Source organism: Paraburkholderia unamae, assembly GCF_003268775.1.
Classification (GTDB): Bacteria; Pseudomonadota; Gammaproteobacteria; order Burkholderiales; family Burkholderiaceae; genus Paraburkholderia; species Paraburkholderia unamae.
The window spans coordinates 110,488-130,018 of sequence record NZ_QLSU01000026.1 but is presented as its reverse complement, the minus strand read 5'-3'; the positions used below and the strand labels follow the sequence as shown (position 1 = coordinate 130,018).

18 protein-coding genes are annotated in these 19,531 nt (G+C 66.6%); 11 read left to right on the top strand and 7 right to left on the bottom strand.

The features are described from left to right. The first annotated feature begins 681 nt into the window (after positions 1 to 681). Positions 682 to 1,770, top strand: coding sequence for an OpgC domain-containing protein (gene opgC, locus C7401_RS32835; RefSeq protein ID WP_112175805.1), 1,089 nt, complete (start codon positions 682 to 684; stop codon positions 1,768 to 1,770). 187 nt (positions 1,771 to 1,957) lie between these two features. Here opgC and C7401_RS32830 read toward each other — a convergent pair whose 3' ends face one another. After that, positions 1,958 to 2,734 (bottom strand): SDR family oxidoreductase, encoded by a 777-nt coding sequence (locus C7401_RS32830; RefSeq protein WP_112175803.1) that lies wholly within the window; start codon positions 2,732 to 2,734, stop codon positions 1,958 to 1,960. Between the two features lie 233 nt (positions 2,735 to 2,967). On the opposite strand from C7401_RS32830, the gene C7401_RS32825 reads away from it, so the two are divergent. After that, positions 2,968 to 3,870 (top strand): ProQ/FINO family protein, encoded by a 903-nt coding sequence (locus C7401_RS32825; RefSeq protein ID WP_112175801.1) that lies wholly within the window; start codon positions 2,968 to 2,970, stop codon positions 3,868 to 3,870. A 187-nt stretch (positions 3,871 to 4,057) separates the two neighbouring features. Here C7401_RS32825 and C7401_RS45760 read toward each other — a convergent pair whose 3' ends face one another. From C7401_RS45760 to C7401_RS32810, 4 genes are all read right to left on the bottom strand, one after another. Next, positions 4,058 to 4,180 (bottom strand): hypothetical protein, encoded by a 123-nt coding sequence (locus C7401_RS45760; protein WP_258397325.1) that lies wholly within the window; start codon positions 4,178 to 4,180, stop codon positions 4,058 to 4,060. Positions 4,181 to 4,206: 26 nt separating this feature from the next. Beyond that, the gene (locus C7401_RS32820) at positions 4,207 to 4,830 is read right to left on the bottom strand and encodes a transglycosylase SLT domain-containing protein (RefSeq protein ID WP_112175799.1); all 624 of its coding nucleotides are present in this window, start codon (positions 4,828 to 4,830) and stop codon (positions 4,207 to 4,209) included. A gap of 159 nt (positions 4,831 to 4,989) precedes the next feature. Further along, on the bottom strand, positions 4,990 to 5,886 hold the full coding sequence (locus C7401_RS32815; RefSeq protein ID WP_112175797.1) for a fructose bisphosphate aldolase: 897 nt from the start codon (positions 5,884 to 5,886) through the stop codon (positions 4,990 to 4,992). A 224-nt stretch (positions 5,887 to 6,110) separates the two neighbouring features. After that, positions 6,111 to 7,505, bottom strand: coding sequence for an aminotransferase-like domain-containing protein (locus C7401_RS32810; RefSeq protein WP_112175795.1), 1,395 nt, complete (start codon positions 7,503 to 7,505; stop codon positions 6,111 to 6,113). A 345-nt stretch (positions 7,506 to 7,850) separates the two neighbouring features. Here C7401_RS32810 and cyoA point away from each other — a divergent pair, with 345 nt between their 5' ends. The 5 genes from cyoA (at position 7,851) to C7401_RS32785 (ending at position 12,065) form a co-directional block, all read left to right on the top strand. Then, on the top strand, positions 7,851 to 8,720 hold the full coding sequence (gene cyoA / locus C7401_RS32805) for a ubiquinol oxidase subunit II (protein WP_372460553.1): 870 nt from the start codon (positions 7,851 to 7,853) through the stop codon (positions 8,718 to 8,720). Between the two features lie 6 nt (positions 8,721 to 8,726). Beyond that, entirely contained in the window at positions 8,727 to 10,736 is a 2,010-nt protein-coding gene (gene cyoB, locus C7401_RS32800) for a cytochrome o ubiquinol oxidase subunit I (protein ID WP_112175791.1), read from the top strand. A 3-nt stretch (positions 10,737 to 10,739) separates the two neighbouring features. Continuing rightward, positions 10,740 to 11,351, top strand: a complete 612-nt coding sequence (cyoC, locus tag C7401_RS32795) for a cytochrome o ubiquinol oxidase subunit III (RefSeq protein ID WP_112175789.1) — start codon at positions 10,740 to 10,742, stop codon at positions 11,349 to 11,351. Then, positions 11,348 to 11,722: a cytochrome o ubiquinol oxidase subunit IV gene (cyoD, locus tag C7401_RS32790; RefSeq protein WP_224045175.1), complete on the top strand. Its 375-nt coding sequence runs from the start codon at positions 11,348 to 11,350 to the stop codon at positions 11,720 to 11,722. Before cyoC ends, cyoD begins: the two co-directional genes overlap by 4 nt. A gap of 154 nt (positions 11,723 to 11,876) precedes the next feature. Next, on the top strand, positions 11,877 to 12,065 hold the full coding sequence (locus C7401_RS32785; protein ID WP_112175786.1) for a CsbD family protein: 189 nt from the start codon (positions 11,877 to 11,879) through the stop codon (positions 12,063 to 12,065). Between the two features lie 93 nt (positions 12,066 to 12,158). Here the strand turns inward: C7401_RS32785 and C7401_RS32780 are convergent, their stop codons facing one another. Continuing rightward, positions 12,159 to 12,644 carry a PaaI family thioesterase gene (locus C7401_RS32780; protein ID WP_112175784.1) on the bottom strand — a complete coding sequence of 162 codons (486 nt, stop codon included), beginning with the start codon at positions 12,642 to 12,644 and terminating at the stop codon, positions 12,159 to 12,161. A 47-nt stretch (positions 12,645 to 12,691) separates the two neighbouring features. Next, positions 12,692 to 15,424, bottom strand: a complete 2,733-nt coding sequence (locus tag C7401_RS32775; protein WP_258397324.1) for a winged helix-turn-helix domain-containing protein — start codon at positions 15,422 to 15,424, stop codon at positions 12,692 to 12,694. Between the two features lie 377 nt (positions 15,425 to 15,801). Between C7401_RS32775 and C7401_RS32770 the strand changes: the two genes are divergently transcribed. The 4 genes from C7401_RS32770 to C7401_RS32755 are packed head-to-tail and all read left to right on the top strand — an operon-like array spanning position 15,802 to position 19,527. Next, positions 15,802 to 17,358 (top strand): long-chain-fatty-acid--CoA ligase, encoded by a 1,557-nt coding sequence (locus tag C7401_RS32770; RefSeq protein WP_112175782.1) that lies wholly within the window; start codon positions 15,802 to 15,804, stop codon positions 17,356 to 17,358. A gap of 58 nt (positions 17,359 to 17,416) precedes the next feature. Then, the gene (locus C7401_RS32765) at positions 17,417 to 18,601 is read left to right on the top strand and encodes a lipid-transfer protein (protein ID WP_112175780.1); all 1,185 of its coding nucleotides are present in this window, start codon (positions 17,417 to 17,419) and stop codon (positions 18,599 to 18,601) included. A 15-nt stretch (positions 18,602 to 18,616) separates the two neighbouring features. Beyond that, positions 18,617 to 19,063: a MaoC family dehydratase N-terminal domain-containing protein gene (locus C7401_RS32760; protein WP_112175778.1), complete on the top strand. Its 447-nt coding sequence runs from the start codon at positions 18,617 to 18,619 to the stop codon at positions 19,061 to 19,063. Between the two features lie 47 nt (positions 19,064 to 19,110). Beyond that, positions 19,111 to 19,527 (top strand): MaoC family dehydratase, encoded by a 417-nt coding sequence (locus C7401_RS32755; RefSeq protein ID WP_112175776.1) that lies wholly within the window; start codon positions 19,111 to 19,113, stop codon positions 19,525 to 19,527. The last annotated feature ends 4 nt before the right edge of the window (positions 19,528 to 19,531 follow it).

Below are 19,531 nucleotides of genomic sequence, written 5' to 3'. Positions count from 1 at the left end.
TACATGAGCGAGACCGCGCCGTTCGACTATGTGCCCGCGCTCGCGCAGCAGGTGGAGCCGGTGGTGCGGCGCATGGTGGGCGGCGCGCTCGATGCCGTGATGGCGATGAACGCTTCCGCAAGCCGCTAACGCGCGGCGATCGCCTGATTCTGCAACCGGAAAGATCGCAGGATCAGGCTCAGTAACGAAACGTCTCAAATTTTCCGGAACCCTTGGCGCCGCCCGGCGTCAACTCGCCATGACGCGAGTAAAGGGAACACCCACGGGAACACCCAAGGCCGCCCACAAGGGCGTCCATCGGCTTTCGCGTGGCTTTCTGGCGGCCGCGACTTCCACGACTGTGCAATGGCGCTTGTCTCGCGCCACAAATGGGCGCGCGCCTACCCAGTGTGCATCGCGCGCACGGTTTGCGAGCACGCGAGGCGACGCCCGGCGACATCGCAGCGGCGAAATGCTTACCATGGGTTACGCCGCCACACTTCGCGGCGTGCTGGCATTAAAGTCGCATGGTGCAGCCGCGCCCGCCCGCAGCCTTTTACGGAACCCTTTCACGCGGCATCGCGGCGGCCACGAATCGATCAGTCATCCTTACAAAAAGACCCGAAAAGCTGACAGCCTTGTCGAATTCCGGCTGCCTATCCCTTCAATCGTAATGTTCGAAGCGAACGGGAGTTGTCATTGATGAGTCAGGCGGCGCAGCGATCAATCGAAATCGACTTTCTACGCGGTTTCGCATTGATCTCCATTGCACTCGATCACATTCCGTCCAGCGTGCTCTCGCATGCGATGTTGCATAACTTCGCCTTCTGCGACTCCGCGGAAGTCTTCGTGTTCGTGAGCGGCTATGTGTGCGCGGCGAGCTGGCTGGCCATGGCGCAGCGCAAGGGGGCGGGGGCCGCGAACCGGCGTTTCTGGCGGCGCGGGCGCGAGATCTACGCCGCCTATCTCTGCACAGCGGCGTTGATGCTGCTTTCAGGCGCCGCCGCCGTGATGCTGCGTGTCGATTCGCCCCTCGTTGGCGAGACGGGCTTTTTGCGTTTCGCCGCGCATCCGTTCGCGATGCTCGCCAATATCGCCGTGTTTCGCGATCAGCCTTATCTCGCGGGCGTGCTGCCCATGTACATCGTACTGGTGCTCGCGTTGCCGTTCGTCATGCCGCTCGCGCGCCGTTCGCCCGACCTCGTGCTTGTCGGCAGTTTCGTGCTGTGGTTCGGCGGTTGCTGGCTCGTGAATTATCTGCCCACCGCGCCGGGCGCTATCTGGCCCTTCAACCCGTTCGCGTGGCAGGCCATGTTCATGCTGGGCCTGCTGTGCCGCCTTTATCCGGTGTCGCGCGCGTTCCAGACTTCATTGACAGGGCGCACCTTGACGGCGTTCGCGCTCGTGCTCGTCGCAACGTTCGCGTTCATCCGGCTCTTTGCCGATCTCGATCCGCAGCCTGGCTACATGAAACAGAACCTCGCGAGCGTGCGCATCGTGAGCTTTGCCGCCGTCGCGTGGCTTGCCGCCCAGGCGGTGCGCAAGGGATGGATCGCGTGGCTCGGGCACCGTCTGCCGGCTGTCGTCAACGTGGGGCAGCAGGGGCTCGTGTGCTTCGTGGGCGGCGCGGTGGCGTCGAACGTCATCGACACCCTGCTGCGCGCGACGCATACGATGGATTCGTTGCCCGCGCGGCTCGCGGGCGATTTGCTGGCTATCACGGCGTTGCTCACGCTCGCCGGCGGCGCGCGGCGGCTGAAATCGGTGCGGCCACGCGTTGCCCTGACGTGACGCACGTCACACGCGAGCGTGGTTTTCCAAAGGTGAGTGTTTGCGGGAGGCCGCGCGTTGCGGGCCTCGGCATATCGCCCGTATTGCGATTGGAACGCCCATTTTTTCTCCCACCCCTCCAGTGGCAAGCGCTGGAAGGTGAGGTTTTGCGGGAGCCGGGTGCGCCGCTTGCACTAGCGGCCCAGGTTCACGCCTTGGCGAGTTCGCGCACGTCGGCCGTGGGCGTCGATCCGAATGCATCGCTGAGCGCGTAATCGATCAACTGCGTGGCCGCCGTTTCCGGCGTGGCGAGCAGGCCGTTTTGCTTCAGTTGTTCGAACCGTTCGCGCATCGGGAAGTGTGCGACGCTCGTGGCACGTATCGTTTCCTGCATGCCCGTGTCCACCACGCCCGGCGCCACGCTGCAAATGCGCACGCCTTGCGGCGCGTCGAGTGCGACAGCGCGCGCGTGATGATCGAGCGCGGCCTTGGTCGCGCAATACACGCTCCAGCCGGGGTACGCATTGCGCGCCGCGCCGCTCGAAACATGCACGATGCGGCGCGACGCGTTTGCGTCCAGCGTGGGCAACGTGGCAAGCGCGTTCGCAAGCATCAGGGGCGCGGCCACGTTGAGCGTCACGGCGCGCGCAATCGCACCCGCGTCCTGCGCGCCGAGCGGGGCGATCGGCTCGACGGTGCCCGCGTTGTTGATGAGGATCACGCACTGCGCGCCGCTCGCGAACGCGCCCAGCGTGTCGCCGGCAAGCCAGCGTTCGAGCGCCGCGGGATCGGCGAGATCCACTACGGACTGCGTGAAACGCGCCGCGTGGCGCGACGCCAGGGCGTCATGCGCGCCACGGCCGAGGCCGAGCACGTCGATGTGCCGTTGCAGCAGCAATTCGGCGAGCGCCGCGCCCAGGCCGCGCGTATGGCCGGTGACGATGGCGCGAATGGCGCTACGGGGGGCGGATGTCGAATTCGTCATGGTGTCGTGAGAAAAAAGGGTGGCGATCCTTGCGTGCGCAAGGGCCTGCCGGATGGTGGATATCGACGGGATTTGCCGCGTCTGTTCGCGATTTTCATGCGTTTTGTATGTTCCGCGCACGACGCAACGCGTGGCGGCGGACGCAAAAAAACAGCGATGAAACGTCATTCGCCGGTGAGGTCGCCCGTGATTCGGTATCATAGCGTCCGATCCCATATGGAAGAGAGCTGGACGTGAAAGCCGCATCGCAACAACGCCGCACCCTGAGCTTCAAGGATGGTCTTCTCGAAATCAAGAAGAGCATGGGGATGGACACGGGCCAACCGGCCGAAGAACAGACGCAGAAGTCGCCTGGCAAGCCCGCGCACAAGGGTGCGAAGGGCCACGGCGGCTCCCACGCCCCGAAGGGCCCGCGCGCGCCGAGAGATGGCGCGCAGGCCGCCGGCGGCACGGGCGCCAACGAAGGGCGTTCGCGCTCGCGTCAGGGCCGTCCGCAGGGCGCGAAGGGGCAGCAGCAAGGTCAGCAGCCGGAGCAGGCGCAGCAGCAGCGCCGCCGCCCGGCGCGGCCCCAGCAGCCGCCCGCAGCGCCCCTGAGCGAAGCCGAAAAGGCGCGTATCGAGCGCAATCGCCAGCTCAACACGGTCTGGAACGTGTTTGCGAAGCACTATCCCGCGTTCCGCGACCGTCTGCCGCTGAAGATCGGCGTGGCCGAAGACCTCGTTGCGCGTCACCCCGAGTACGATCGCACGCTGATCGTCGCCGTGCTCAAGCGCCACGTGAACCATCCTCGCTATCACGAGCGCGTTGCGGCAGGCGGCTCGCGCTTTGAGCTGGATGGCACGGCATCGGAAGGCCCTGGCATCGACCCGTCGCACGTCGGCCGCGCCAACGCGGCGCTGACGCGCCAGAAGGCGAAGGCCGAGGCACAGGCCAAGGCGCGCGAGGAAGGCAAGGCTCAGCCCGAGCCGAAGGCGCAAGCGAAGGCTGAGGTGAAGGCAGAAGCGCAGGATGAGCCGGTGGTGCAGGCTGAGCCCGCGCAGGACGCCCAGCCGCAAGCGCAGGCTCCGGCAGCCGAGACGCCCGCGCAGCAGCCTCAGCAAGCGGAAAACGGCGAAACGCCCGCAGCCGACGCCTGAGCGAGTGTGAATGCGGCGCGCGTGCGCGCCGCATCAAGCCGGCTTTCACGCTTTCACGTCAAGACTCCTGTTTCGGTTACGACCCTCTCGCGGCGCGCCCGCGCGAGGGCGTTCGCACGTTTACCTGACGGCACTTGTCGGTGCGCGGGATGAAGCAGGTGCAGCCGCGCTGTCAGCTTCTGCGAATTCATTCGGACAACGATGTTTTTTCGCGGCTCGAATTGCCCGCAATTCCGGCAATTCCGGCAATTCCGGCAATTTCAGCAAGCGCACCGGATTGAACGCGATTTGACCTGACCGCAGCGGCCATCCGGCGCTCCACGCGCGGAAGTGCGACTAGTGAGTACTGGCCGAAGCCGCGTCTTGCGCAGAAGCCTGAGCCGCTGTCGATGCCGCCGAAGCCACGAGGCCGGCGCTCGCGGGCGCATCGCTCGCGGCAGGCTCGCTGGCATTATCGATCACACGGCTGAACTCCACGGCGCGCAGGCGGATCTTTTCCGCATAGGCCTTCGAGCCGCCATAATTCTTCATCGCGGCGTTGAGGTCGCCGCCGGCCGCGCGCTGGTAGCCGTAAAGAATCGAGGAGCCGACGTCGATGTTGACCTCGGGATCGGTGAGATCCTTGTTGTGCAGGATATTGCGATGCGCGGAAGGCACGACCTGCATGAGCCCGGTTGCGCCATTGGCGCCATGCGCCCGTTCGCGAAAGCGCGATTCGATCGAGATGATGGCCAGCAGCACGGCGGGCGGCAGCGAGTATTTCTCGGCGGCACCCGTCACGGCCAGTGAAATTTGCGCGGCCTTTTCCTTCGCCACGCCGAACTTCTGCGTGAGGTAGGTCGAAACCACGGCGGTGCGCGGCGTGCTGACGGTCTCGCTCGCGGGAACCTGCTGGGCCTGCGCGGCCGCGGTTTGCACGAGGCCCGGCAACAGGGCGAGCAGGCAGAATAGCTGCCTCATGGCCGGTGCATAGGGTGAGAAAAGGGAAGGAGCAAGTATAACCGGCCTCGCGTGGCGAGGCCGGTTGATGTGTCATCTTGTTTTTGTGCGGCTGACCGGCGTCAGACAAGGACAAGGCGCCTTGCGCGCCCCGGGTTCAGGTCCGCGTCAGACACGCATTCAGACCTTCTGCACCGATGCTTTCCAGATTTCATCGATGCTCGCGGCGAGCGTCGCATCGAACTCGGCGTCGCTCATCGACTTCGTGAGGTCGTTGATGAGCGCGCGCGAAAAGCTTGCAATCATTCCATGGTTTTTGGCGAGCCGCGCGCAGGCGTCGCTGCGCGTATAGCCGCCGGAGAGCGCGACCACGCGCACCACGCGCGGATGCTCGATGAGCGGGCGATAGAAGTCCGGCGTATCGGGAATCGTCAACTTGATCATGACGTTGTGCGAGGCGGGCAGCGCGTCGAGCCCCTTGAGCAGTTCGGCGCGCAGCAGCGCCTCGGCCTTGGCCTTGTCGGGGGCCTTGATCGAGACTTCCGGTTCGAGAATCGGCACGAGCCCGTGCCCGGCGATCTGCGCGCCCAGCGCGAACTGCTGCGCGGCGATCGATGCGATGCCCGAAGGCGAGGCGTGCTCGACCACCGAGCGCATTTTGGTGCCGAAAATGCCGGCCTTCACGGCGCGTTGGAGCAGGGTGTCGAGGGCGGGAATCGGCTTCATGAGGCGGACGCCGTCGGCCTCGGCTTCCAGACCCTTGTCGACCTTGAGAAAGGGCACCACGCCGCGGTCGTTCCAGAGGAACGCGGGCACGGGCTTGCCACCCGCTTCGCCTTCCATGGTGGCTTCGAAGAGAATCGCGCCGATCACCTTGTCGCCCGTGAACGCCGGTGCGCTGATGATGCGCACGCGCATTTCGTGGATCAGGCGGAACATCTCGGCGTCGCCGCTATAGGCGCTCTCGGGAATGCCGTACTGGTGTAGCGCGCCCGGCGTCGAGCCGCCGCTCTGGTCCAGCGCTGCGATGAAGCCCGGTTTGTCGCGCATCTGCGCGAGCATTTGCTCGTTTGCCATCGTTTTACCTCCCGCTTTGGGGCGCCCTCGCGGGCGCAGTGACTCGAATCCGGCCGTCGGCTGCTGCGACGAGTGTACTTGCGCCGCCGCGCCGCGTCTTTGCCATTATGTGGGCACGGCCGCGCAGCGGGGCGCAAGCAGGGAAACGATAAGCCGTAGCAATTGCGGTGCCATGGCAGGCGATAAAAAATCCACGAGCGCGGGTCGCCCGCGTGCCCAGGCCATCACACGATCACCTGGGTTTGCGCGGAGCGGTCGTTCGCGAGCAGCGCCGAAAGCTTGCGCAGCGCGGCCTGCAACTGTTCGCGCCCGCCCGTCGCGCCGAGCGAGATGCGGATCGCATTGGCGGTTTCCGGGCCTTGCTGGAACGCCGTGGAAGGCGCCACGGCCAGCCCTTCGTTGCTCGCGGCGGCGGCCAGTTCACGCGCGTGCCAGTAGCGCGGCAGCGTGTACCAGACGTGAATGCCCGCGCCCGCCGTGGACCCCAGCGTGTGCGACGCGATGCGCTGGCGCTCGCGCGCCTCGGCCTTCACGCCCGCGAAAATCTGCTCGGCCACGCCTTCCTCGATCCAGTGCGTGGCGAGCGCATTGGTGAGCGGGGCGGCCATCAGCGAGAACGCGCGCAGCGCCGCCAGCAGTTGCGCGTGTGCCGCGCGGTCGGGCAGCGCGAGGTAGGCCGTGCGCAAGCCGGGCGAGAGCGTTTTCGAGAGCGTCGCGAGATAGCAGACCTGTGCGGGCGCGAGGCGCGCGAGGGGCGGGGGCGCATCGGGCACGAAGCGCCAGTACGGATCGTCCTCGACAATGCGCGCACCGCAGCGTTCGGCCACCCGCAGGATCTCCAGGCGCCGCGCCTCGGGCATGGTCGCCGTGGTGGGGTTTTGCAGCGTCGGGTTCAGGTAGACGAGCCGCGCCGCGTGCTCGCGGCACGCCGCTTCGAGCGCGTCGGGGCGCATGCCGTAAGCGTCGGCGGCCACCGGTTCGATGCGGCGGCCCAGTTGCGCCGCCGCGTGCGGCAGGCCGGGGTAGAGCAGCGGCTCGGTCAGGATCGTCTCGCCGGGGCGCGTGAAGGCGAGGATCAGCGCGGCCAGCGCCGCCTGTGCGCCGGGGCATACGGCCACGCGCTCGGGCGCGACTTCGCCGAGCATGGGTTGCAGCCACTTCGCGCCCGCTTCGCAGTCGGTGCGCCCGCCGCCGCCCACGTGGTAGGTCATGAGCAGATCGGCGTCGCTGCGCAGCAAAACGCGCGAGGTGCCTTCGCGCAACAGCGCATCCATTTCCAGCCCCACGGGCGGCGGCGGAATGTTCATGCTGAGGTCCACGCGTTGCAGCAGCTCGGCGCGCGGCGCGGCGATGAAGGTGCCGAGCGGCCCGCGCGCCTCGATCAGCCCGCGCCGCCGCGCCTCGTTGAAGCCGCGCGTCACGGTGGTCAGATCGACGCCGAGCAGGGTGGCGAGCGAGCGCTGCGCGGGCACGCGCTCGCCTGGGCGCAGCGCGCCGTGCGCCACCGCCTCTTCGATGAAATCAGCGAGCCGCAGGTAGCGCGGGCCGCTGCCCGCCTGCATGGCCGTGGCCCACGCCTGGATCCCGGCGGGGCTTTCGGTAGCTTGTTCGTGTGTCATTCTGTCGCGGATGTATGCGTCATGTCTTACTCTAGCATGCGTGCATGAAGCGCGTAAATCCATACATATAGGCTATGTATGGCTTCTATGGCGGCCCTCCGGCGGACTGGTCGGGCCGCTTGTGCGGCAGCAGAGTGAGCACGTATGGATGGGTTTGCGCGAATGTCAACCTTGGAACCAGACATGCGCACTCCAGACCCTTGTACCGGGCAGGCCGCGACCGCCGGCCCGCCATCTTCCCCGCTGATCTCACTCGCCTCGTCAACGTCGCGCGTCGCCGGCTTCATGCGCCGCGCGGCGCTCGCCGCGGCGGCCGGGCCGCTCGTCCTGCTCGGCGGCTGCAACATGGCGCTGTTCGCCCCGAAGGGCGACATCGGCGTGCAGGAAAAGAACCTGATCCTCATCGCGCTCGGCCTCATGCTGCTCGTGGTGATTCCCGTGATCGTGCTCACGCTGTGGTTTGCGTGGCGCTATCGCGCCTCCAACACGAACGCGACCTACGCGCCGCGCTGGTCGCACTCCACGGCCATCGAAGTGGTGGTGTGGTCGATTCCCTGCGTGATCGTGCTCACGCTCGCGGTGCTGATCTGGCACACGACGCACTCGCTCGACCCATACCGGCCGATCGAATCGCAAACCAGGCCCGTGCGCGTGGACGTGGTCGCGCTCAACTGGAAGTGGCTTTTCATCTATCCCGACTACGGCGTGGCCTCAGTGAACCAGCTCGCGATTCCCGTGGATACGCCGGTTGAGTTCAACCTCACCGCCGAGTCGCTGATGAATTCGTTCTTCATCCCGCAACTGGGCAGCCAGGTCTACGCGATGCCGGCCATGCAGACGAAGCTGCATCTGATCGCGAACGAGCCTGGCGTGTACACGGGCCGCTCGGCGGCCTTCAGCGGCCCCGGCTTCTCCGACATGCATTTCGACACGCTCGCCACGAGCCGCGCCGACTTCGACGCGTGGATCGCGCAAGCGAAAGCCTCGCCCACGATGCTGAGCCGCGCGGCCTACGAACGGCTCGCGCAGCCCGGCGAAAAGACGCCGGTCACGCTCTATTCGAACGTGGCGCCCGGCCTCTTCGACGGCATCGTCGGCAAGTACATGCGCGACGTGCACGGCAACCCGATTTGCGGCGCCGTCCCCAACGCCACCCCCGGCACCGGCGCCCCGGCGCTCACGCTCAACCGTAGCGCCATCCTGGCAGCGGAGTAATCACACATGTTCGGAAAACTCACGCTCGACGCCGTTCCCTGGCACGAGCCGATCATCATGGGCACCGGCGCCGTCGTGGCGCTCGGCGGCCTCGCCTTGCTCGCCGCGATCACGATCGCGGGGAAGTGGGGCTATCTGTGGCGCGAGTGGCTCACCTCCGTCGACCACAAGCGCATTGGCGTCATGTACATCATTCTCGCGATCGTCATGCTGCTGCGCGGTTTCGCCGATGCGATCATGATGCGCGTGCAACAGGCGCTGGCGTATGGCGACGCGGCGGGCTACCTGCCGCCGCATCACTACGACCAGATCTTCACGGCGCACGGCGTCATCATGATCTTCTTCGTGGCCACGCCGCTCATTCTGGGCTTGATGAACGTGGTGGTGCCGTTGCAGATCGGCGCGCGCGACGTCGCGTATCCGTTCGTCAACTCGCTGAGCTTCTGGCTTTCGGTGGTGGGCGCGGTGCTCGTGATGGTCTCCATGTTCGTGGGCGACTTCGCGGCCACGGGCTGGGTGGCGTATCCGCCGCTTTCCGAGCTTGGCTATAGTCCAACCGTAGGTATGGACTACTACATATGGTCGTTGCAGCTATCGGGGCTCGGCACCACGCTCTCGGGCATCAACTTCATCGTGACGATCCTGCGCATGCGCGCGCCGGGCATGGACATGATGAAGATGCCGGTGTTCGTCTGGACAGCGTTCATCACCAACATCCTGATCGTCGCGGTGTTCCCGGTGCTCACGGGCACGCTCGCGCTGCTCACGATGGACCGCTACTTCGACATGCACTTCTTCACGAACGAGCTGGGCGGCAACGCGATGATGTACATCAACCTGATCTGGGTGTGGGGCCACCCGGAGGTGTACATCCTGATCCTGCCCGCGTTCGGCGCGTACTCGGAAATCATCGCCACGTTCTCGGGCAAGCCGCTGTTCGGCTACAAGTCGATGGTCTACGCCACCTCGTCGATCGGCATTCTCTCGTTCTTCGTGTGGCTGCATCACTTCTTCACGATGGGCTCGGGCGCGAACGTCAACGCGTTTTTCGGCATCATGACCACGGTCATTTCGATTCCGACCGGCGTGAAGCTCTTCAACTGGCTGTTCACGATGTACCGCGGCCGCATTCGTTATCACAGCGCCACGCTCTGGACCATCGGCTTCATGGTGACGTTCGCCGTGGGCGGCATGACCGGCGTGCTGCTCGCCGTGCCGGGCGCTGACTTCGTGCTGCACAACTCGCTGTTCCTCGTGGCCCACTTCCACAACGTGATCATCGGCGGCGTGGTGTTCGGCTGCCTCGCGGGCGTGAGCTTCTGGTTCCCCAAGGTATTTGGTTTCACGCTCAACGAATTCTGGGGCAAGGTGTCGTTCTGGTGCTGGCTGATCGGCTACTGGCTCGCGTTCACGCCGCTCTACATCCTCGGTTTCGAAGGCATGACGCGCCGCATGAACCACTATGAAGTGGCCGACTGGCACCCGTGGCTTGTGGTGGCGCTCGTGGGCGCGGTGTTCGTGGGTCTGGGCATTCTCGCGTTCATCGTGCAGATCGTGGTGAGCCTGCGCAACCGCGAAGCCAATCGCGACGTGACCGGCGACCCGTGGGACGGCCGCAGCCTCGAATGGTCGACCTCGTCGCCCGCGCCGTTCTACAACTTCGCCGTGCTGCCCGAGATCACCTCGATGGAGCAGCACTGGGACAACAAGGAAGCGGGCCGCGCCTACGTGCAGCCGCGCAAGTACGAAGACATTCACATGCCGCGCAATACGGGCGCGGGCTTCATCATCGCGGCGTTCAGCCTGTTGTTCGGCTTCGCGATCGTGTGGCACATGTGGCTGTTCGCGGCGGTGGGCCTGATCGGCATGATCGCCACCTTCATCGTGCGCAGCTACGACCAGGACGTGGACTACTGGGTGCCGGCCGCCGAGGTCGAGCGCATCGAGAACGCGCGCTTCAAGCAACTCGGCATCAAGCGTGTCGATCAATCCGGGAAAATCGAGGAGATGGCTTAAACCATGGCTCACGCTGCTACTACCCACGCCCATGGTCATGGTCACGATCATGGGCACGACGACAGCACCAAGACCACGCTGGGGTTCTGGATCTACCTGATGAGCGACTGCCTCATCTTCGCGACGCTTTTCGCCACGTTCGGCGTGCTCGCGAATGCGACGGCAGGCGGCCCCGGGGCGAAGGAACTGTTCGAACTGCCCTATGTGCTGGGCGAAACGCTGCTGCTGCTCGCGAGCAGCGTCACCTTTGGCATGGCCATGCTGAGCCTGCACTCGCAGCGGCGCGAGCAGGTGATCGTATGGCTCGCCGTGACGTTCCTGTTCGGCGCGGGCTTTGTCGCGATGGAGGTGAACGAGTTCGCCAAGCTCATCGCCGACGGCGCGGGGCCGCACACGAGCGCGTACCTCTCGGCGTACTTCACGCTGGTCGGCACGCACGGGCTGCACGTCACGGCCGGTCTGCTCTGGATCGCGATCATGATGCACCAGACCTTCAAGTTCGGCCTGAGCGGCGCGGTGCGCCGCCGCCTCGCGTGCCTGAGCCTGTTCTGGCACTTTCTCGATCTCGTGTGGATCTGTGTGTTTACGTTTGTTTATCTGCGAGGTTTCCTGTGAGCCATTCCCATGCCACTCACCAGGCCGGCCACGACGCGTCGCATGGCAGCCTCAAGGGCTACATGATCGGCACGGTGCTCTCGCTCGTGCTCACGCTCGCCTCGTTCGGCGTGGTGATGTTTCGAGTCGTTTCGCCGGGCTTCGGGCTCGCGGCCATCGTCGTGCTCTGCATTGCGCAGCTTGTCGTGCAACTCGTGTATTTCCTGCATATCGGCGCGGCGCGCGAGCAGCGCTCGAATACGGCGATCTTCATCTGCACGGCGTTCCTGATCGCGGTGATCGTCGGGCTTTCGCTGTGGGTCATGCATAACGCCAACGTCAACATGATGCCCACGCAAATCTCGATCGACCGCGCCATGGCGCACGATTGACCGGCCTGCCTTTACCTGTCTCTACCGGCCGGGCTTTCCCGGCCGGTTTGGGCCCTGAAAAAGCACGCCTGCGAGGCTCCCCGACACCTCGGGCACAGTGCATGCGCTATACGAAGCGTCGCGACACACCGTCGCTTTTACGTGGAGTGTGACCATGAATAAGGACCAGGTGAAGGGCACGGCTGAAAAGATGAAGGGCAAGGTCAACGAGGCCGTGGGCCGCGCAACCCATAACCCGGCGCGCGAAGTGAAGGGCGACCTCCAGCAGGAAGCCGGTCAGGCACGCAAGAATGTCGGCGACATGAAGGAGGCCGCGAAGGACATGATGAAGAAGCATCACTGACGCCGCCTGATGCGTCAGCCATGAGCAACGCCGCCGCCTCGCAAGGGGCGGCGGCGTCATGCTATGCGGCGTTTGCGCAAGACCCGATGGCGCTCAGCCCGGATTGGAAGGACTGGCCGGATCACCCAGCACGGCAAACGTGGCGTTGGCCTTGAGCATGCAGCGCGAGCCGACCATGAGCCGGCAAGTCGCGAAGCGTAGCCGCGCGCCCATTTTGTCCAGTTCGACGTGCGCTTCGAGCCAGTCGCCGGGGCGCACGACGCCCAGGTAATCCAGACCCAGATGCGCCGTGACGGCGGGCGGTTCGCGTCCGGCTGCGCGCATCATCGCCGCGCCGATGGCGGTGTCGGCGAGCGTGGCCAGCATGCCGCCGTGCGCGATGTCCAGGTTGTTCAGGTGGCGTTCGTCAACACGCGTGCCGATCACGCCGCGCGCCGCGTCGAAGTACAGCGCGCCGAACTGGCCCATATAGCCGCTGCGCAGCGGCAGCGGCGCGAAGCCGGGCGGCGGCGCGTCGGCTTCAATGGTTGCGGGCGCAACGTTAATGGCGATGTTGTCGGCGCTCACTCGGTCGTTCATGGTTTTTGTTCCGGTCGATGTTCACAGGGCAAGCGGAGGTTCGCGCCTCAGGGAATGAGCCCCTTCGCGCGGCCGATCGCGACGGCCTGGGTGCGATTGCCCGCGCCGAGCTTGGCGTTGATCTTGCGTAGATGCGACTTCACGGTGAGTTCGGAGACGAAGAGCTTTTCCGCGATCACGCGGTTACGGTGGCCCGCCGAGAGCATGCGGAGCACGTCGAGCTCGCGCGCGGTGAGCGCGTCGGCGGGCGAATCGGACCCGTAGGGCGCAAGATCGGGCGCCATGGCTTCGCGCGCATGCGCGGGCGGCACGCCCTCCAGCAATTGCGTGACGAACGCGGGCACGACGCCGAGCGAGGCGATCTGCGTGGGCCCGCGCTCGGCCCACGCGCCGATGAGGCGCATGAGCGGTTCGCCCTCGTCGAGGAACGCGCGCACGAAGCCTTCGTGGCTCGCCATGCGCAGCGCTTCCGTGAGCGTGTCGAAGGCGCCGGTGCGCTCGCCGCCGCCTTCGAGCGCGAGCGCCAGCAACACCCGCACCTTGAGCGCGCGCCAATGGCGACGCCGCGCGTTCGCCTGTTCGAGCGCCTCGCGCAGCGCCTCGGCCGCCGTGGCGTAGCGGCCCTGCGCGATATCGAGGCGGCAGCGCATCAGCACCGGCTCGTCGATCTCGCTGGCATGGAACGACACGCCCGTGCGCGCCCAATCCGCGTGCAGCGTGGCCGCGCGCAGCGCTTGTTCGGCCGCGTCGAGGCGGCCCTCCAGCGTGGCGACGCGCGCGCGTTCGAGCCATGCGGCGCTCACCGCGCGATCGGATTTCACTGCGCGGCCCAGTTGCTCCAGCTCGGCGAGCAGCCGCAGCCATTGCTCGACATTGCCCTCGATGAGCGCGGCGCGCGCCGAAAGCACGTGCGTGGCGATCAGGCCGTCGGTCACGCCCACGCGTTTGGCGCGCGGCAGCGCGTCGGCGAGCAGATGCGTCATGTCGTCGAGCGCGTTCTTCTCGTAGAGCGCGAGCGAGCGCACGCTGTCCACGCTGGTGCGGCCGCCGCCCGAATCCACGGTGCGGTTCGCCGTGGCGTTGGCCGCCGAGATTTCGAGCCGCGCGAGCGCCGTGCCAAGCCGCCCCTGCACGAGATCGATGATGCCTTCGATGGTCTCGGCCATCGTGCGCATCACGACATAGGGATGGTCGTGCGCGCGCCGCAACGCGCGCGAGAGCACGCCTCGCGCCTCGTCGTAGCGGTCGGTGCACACGTAGCTGAAGGCGAGCGAATTCGTGAGGCTGTAGAACGAGAAGTTCGCGCGGTCGGGCAGGCGGTCGAGCAAAACGGCGCTCGATTGCGCGCACGCCTCGACCTGGTCGGTGAGGGCGAGCAGCACGCCGCGAATGGCTTCCGCCACGAACGTGACGCTCGCCTGGTCGGGCTTGCCGGCGCTGCCGTCCACCACGTTTTGCGCGGTGCGCATGGCGTCGGCGTAGCGGCGGTTCAGGAGCAGCACCCAGGCGTAGGTGAGGCCCACATCGGGCCGTGTGGCCAGCCGTTCGGCGCCAATGCGGTCGAGCCAGCGCATCAGCAGGCGCAGGCGGCCGCTGCCCAGCAGGGCGCGCGAATGGTGCGCGATTTCGGCGAGCGCGGCGGCCTCGTCGCCCGCGTCGAGCAGGTGGTCGATGGCGGGCACCGGGCGTTGCGCGTCGAGATACCAGCGCGCGGCCGCGCCGTGCACCGCGCGCTCGCGCTCGGGCTGCGCCGCGCGCAGCCGGTGCTGAAGGAAGCTCGCGAACAGCCGGTGATAGCGATACCAGGCGCGCTCGCCGTCGAGCGGTACGAGAAAGAGATTCGCGCGCTCCAGATAGTCGAGTATCTCCCGGCCGTCGCTGCGGCCGGTCGCGGCGTCGCACAGCGCGGCCGAAAACTGCGGCAGCGCGCTCGTTTCCAGCAGGAACGTGCGGCACGCTTCGGGCTGCCGCGCGAGGATGTCTTCGGCCAGATACTCCGCGAGTTCGAGATTCGTGCCCGAAAACGAGGCGACGAAGGCCGCGTGGTCGGTGCGCGTGCGCAGCGAGAGCGTGGCCAGATAGATGGCCGTGGCCCAGCCTTCGGTGCAGCGGTGCAGCGTGGCGATATCGGCGTCGCGCAGCGGCAGCGCGCATTTCTCCCGGATGAACGCGCTGGCCTCCGCCAGCGTGAAGCGCAGCGCGGCGGGATTGATGTCGAGCAGCTCGCCGCGCGCGCGAATGCGGCCGATGCCCAGCTCCGGCGTCACGCGCGAGGCGATCACGAGCGGGTTGCCGGGCGGCAAGGCGGCGATCAGGTCCTGCATGAAGGCGAGCACGGGACCGCCCTGGATCGACTCGAAGTCGTCGAGCAGGATGGCGAGCGGCTTGCCGTGCGCCGCCACGCGCTCAATCAGGCTCGACCCGAAGGTCTCGGGGTCCAGCGCGAGCGCGCGCGGCGTGCGCGGGCCGGGCAACGCCGCGTCCAGGTGTTGCAGCAGGCGCGAGAAGTCGTTGTCGGCGGCGTCGAGGCGCAGCCACGCCACCTCGCGCCGGTGCGCGCGGCAGTACGCCGCGTATTGCTGCAACAGCGTGGTCTTGCCGAAGCCCGCCGAAGCGCGGACCAGCACGAGCCGGGCCGTGTGGGCGCCGGCGATCGTCTCGATCAGTTGCGCGCGCAACAGATGTGACGGACTGTCTGCGGGCGGCATCAGCTTCGATGCGACGATCCCGCGGGGATGATTTTCGTTGCCGCTTGCGGCGTGTGCATCGGCGATGTTCACAGGCGCTGATTCCTTCTGCGGCGCGCGCGGCGGCGCGCCTCGCGGGTCCGCCGCCGGCCGGTCCGGCCGGGCAGTGGACCTGTCTCACTCCAGTTCGTTATTGCCGGGCGCGAATCGGGTTCAATGCGGGTTTTGACACCGCCCCACAGGTTCGCACCCTCTTTTTCCGTTGCTTGCGCAATCGTCATCCTATTGTTCCACAGCCGCGGGGCGGCGTCGTACTCCTTTCGAACGATTCGCGTGCGCGCCCCAAAATCCTCCCTTCGGCTCAGGACATCTGGCCGCCGCGCGCCTAAAGTGATACCGACTTCACGACAGCCACGCCCTTCCTCCCTCGACCGGCGCGGCGAGAACGACACAAGAAGCTCGGAGACAACATGTACCTGACTCAAGGCCTGCATCGCTGCCTGCAACAGCGCCCGGCGGACATCGCGATCCGCTACGGCGAGCGCACGCGCACTTTCGCGGAACTGGGCGCACGCGTGGCGCGCCTCGCCGGCGCGCTCCAGTCGCTCGGCATGGGCGACGGCGACCGCGTGAGCATGCTCGCGCTCAATTCCGACCGCTACCTCGAATACATGCTCGGCGTGTGGTGGGGCGGCGGCGTGCTCAATCCGGTGAATATCCGCTGGAGCGTGCCCGAAATCGTCTATTCGCTCGACGATTGCGACACGCGCATTCTCCTTGTGGACGACCACTTCCTGCCGCTCGCCCAGGACATCGCCGCGAAGGCGGCCCACCGCCCGACGCTCGTCTACACGGGTGAGCGCGAAGCGCCGCAAGGCATGCTCGCCTACGAGGCGCTGATCGCCGAAGCCCAGCCCGTGGCCGACGCGTTTCGTGGCGGCAACGACCTCGCGTCCATCATGTATACGGGCGGCACGACCGGCCGTTCCAAGGGCGTGATGCAGTCGCACCTGAATCTGTGGTCTTCGGCCATCTCGCGCATGGCCGAATTCCGCAGCTACGAGCACGCCATCTCGCTGCACGCCGCGCCGCTCTTTCACACGGCGGCCATGGCGCGCGCGGTTGGGCACTTCGTCGCCGGCGACACGCACGTCGTGCTCCCCACCTTCGAGCCGCGCGCCGTGCTGGAGGCGATCGAGCGCGACCGCGTGGACGAGATCCTGCTCGTGCCGACCATGCTGCAAGCCGTGCTGGAGCACCCCGACTTCAAGCAGCGCGATCTCTCGTCGCTGCGGCGCATCTATTACGGCGCTTCGCCGATCGCGGCAGGCGTGCTCGACACCGCGCTCGCGGCGCTGCCCGGCATCGAATTCTTCCATGCGTACGGTCTGACCGAGGCCGCGCCCGTGGTGTCGGTCAATCCGCCCGCGAATCACGGCCCCGAAGGGCGCGCGAGCGGCCTCTACCGCTCGGCCGGGCGCGCGGGCTTCGGCGTGAGCGTGAAGGTGGTGGACGCCGACGGCGTGGAAGTGCCGCGCAATACGGTGGGCGAAATCGCCGTGCGTGGCGCGAACGTCATGCTCGGCTACTGGAACAAGCCTGAGGAGACGCGCCAGGCGCTGCGCGACGGCTGGCTCCACACGGGCGACGGCGCCTATATGGACGAGAACGGCTATCTCTTCATCGTCGATCGCATGAAGGACATGATCGTGACGGGCGGCGAGAACGTGTATTCGGCCGAAGTCGAGAACGTGCTCTCGCGCCACCCCGCGGTCGCGCAATGCGCCGTGATCGGCATACCCGATGCGCGCTGGGGCGAGGCCGTGCACGCCGTGGTCGTGGCGCGCGCCGGCGCCCGCGTGGACGAAGCCGCGTTGCGCGAGCATTGCCGCCAGTTCATTGCGGGCTACAAGTGCCCGAAAACCATCGAGTTTCGCGAGGCGCTGCCGCTCTCGGCCGCCGGCAAGATTCTCAAGCGCGACCTGCGCGCGCCGTACTGGCAGAACCAGACCCGTCAGGTGAGCTGATCCGCCCGGATCCGCACCGCATCGTTCCATTGCAATCACATTTAGTAAGGTATCCAGAATGACTAACAAGGTAGTGGTAGCCGGCGTCGGCATGATTCCGTTCACGAAGCCCGGCGCGAGCGACGATTACGCGACCATGGGCGCCAACGCCGCGAAGGCGGCGCTCGCCGATGCGCGCATTGACTACGCGCTCGTCGAGCAGGCCTACGTGGGCTATGTGTTCGGCGATTCGACCTCGGGCCAGGCCGCGATTTATGGCGTGGGCCTCACGGGCATTCCCGTCGTGAACGTGAACAACAACTGCGCGACGGGTTCAACCGCGCTGTTCCTTGCGCGTCAGGCCGTGGAAAGCGGGGCCGTGGAATGTGCCATCGCGCTGGGCTTCGAGCAGATGGTGCCGGGCGCGCTCAAGGGCGCGTACACGGACCGCCCCACGCCGATGGAGCGCTTCGTCAAGACCATGCTGGAAGTGCAGGGCTTCGACGAAACCGCGCCGCGCGCGGCGCAGTTCTTCGGCGGCGGCGGGCGCGCCTACATGAAGGAATACGACATCAAGCCGGAGACTTTCGGCCGTATTTCGGTGAAGGCGCGCCAGCATGCCGCGCGCAACCCGTTCGCCGTGTTCCGCAACACCGTGACGCTGGAAGAGGTGATGGCGTCGCCCGCCGTGTTCGATCCGCTCACGCGCTTGCAGTGCTGCCCGCCCACCTGCGGCGCGGCGGCGGCCATTGTGTGCTCGGAGGCGTTCGCGAAGAAGCACGGCCTCGACACGCGTGTGGTGATCAAGGCGCAGGCCATGACCACGGACCGCAACAGCACGTTCGACGAAGGCGACATGCGCAAGGTGGTGGGCTACGACATGACGCGCGCGGCCGCGCAACAGGTGTATGAAAAAGCGGGCGTGGGCCCCGAAGATATTCAGGTCGTCGAACTGCACGACTGCTTCACCGCGAACGAGCTCATCACCTATGAAGGCCTGGGCCTGACGCCCGAAGGCACGGCGGAGAAGTTCATTCTCGACGGCGACAACACCTATGGCGGGCGCGTCGTCACGAACCCCTCGGGCGGTCTGCTTTCGAAGGGGCATCCGCTGGGCGCGACGGGACTCGCGCAATGCACGGAACTCGTGTGGCAACTGCGCGGCCAGGCGCAGGACCGCCAGGTCGCGGGCGCGCGCTTCGGCCTTCAGCATAACCTCGGGCTCGGCGGCGCGTGCGTGGTCACGCTCTACGAGCGCCAATAACCGGGAGGCCCGACGATGATCGACAAAAGCCATATCGGCACGCTGATCTCGCGTCACACGGCCCTCGTCGAGGCGGGCCGCCTGCGCTTCTTCGCGAAGGCGACCGGCCAGACCGACAGCCGTTATATCGACGACGAAGCGGCGCGCGCGGCGGGCTATCCCGCGCTGCCCGTGCCGCCCACGTTCCTGTTCTGCCTCGAAATGGAGTCGCCCAATCCGCGCGCGACGGTCGAGCGCCTGAACATCGACATCGGCCGCGTGCTGCACGGCGAGCAGAACTTTCGCTATCACCGCATGGCGTACGCGGGCGAACGCCTGGCCTTCGAAACGCGCATTGCGGACATCTACGACAAGAAGGGCGGCGCGCTGGAGTTCGTCGTGCGCGAAACGCGCGTGACGAACGCGGAAAACGACGCGCCCGTTGCCGACCTGCGCAGCGTGATCGTCGTGCGCAACGGCTAAATGCCATGCATCACGAAACCACGCACGCAACAGAAGCAGGAGTCATCATGCAATCGATTCGTTTCGACGATCTGGCCGTAGGCAGCGCGTTGCCGCCGTTCGCCGCCGCGCCGCTCACGCGCCTCACGCTCGCGCTCTACGCGGGCGCCTCGGGCGACCACAACCCGATTCACGTCGATCTCGACTTCGCGCGCCGCGCGGGCATGCCCGACGTGTTCGCGCACGGCATGCTGTCCATGGCGTATCTCGGGCGGCTGCTCACGAACTGGGTGCCGCAGCAGGCTATCCGCGAGTTCTCGGTGCGCTTTGCCGCGATCACCCAGGTGGGCGACGCCATCACCTGTAGCGGCGTCGTTACCGAGCGCGACGAAGCCGCGCGCACCGTCAAGGTCGCGCTCACCACGCGCGACGCACAAGGCGAAATCAAGCTGTCGGGCGAAGCGCTGGTCGCGCTCGACGCCTGACGTA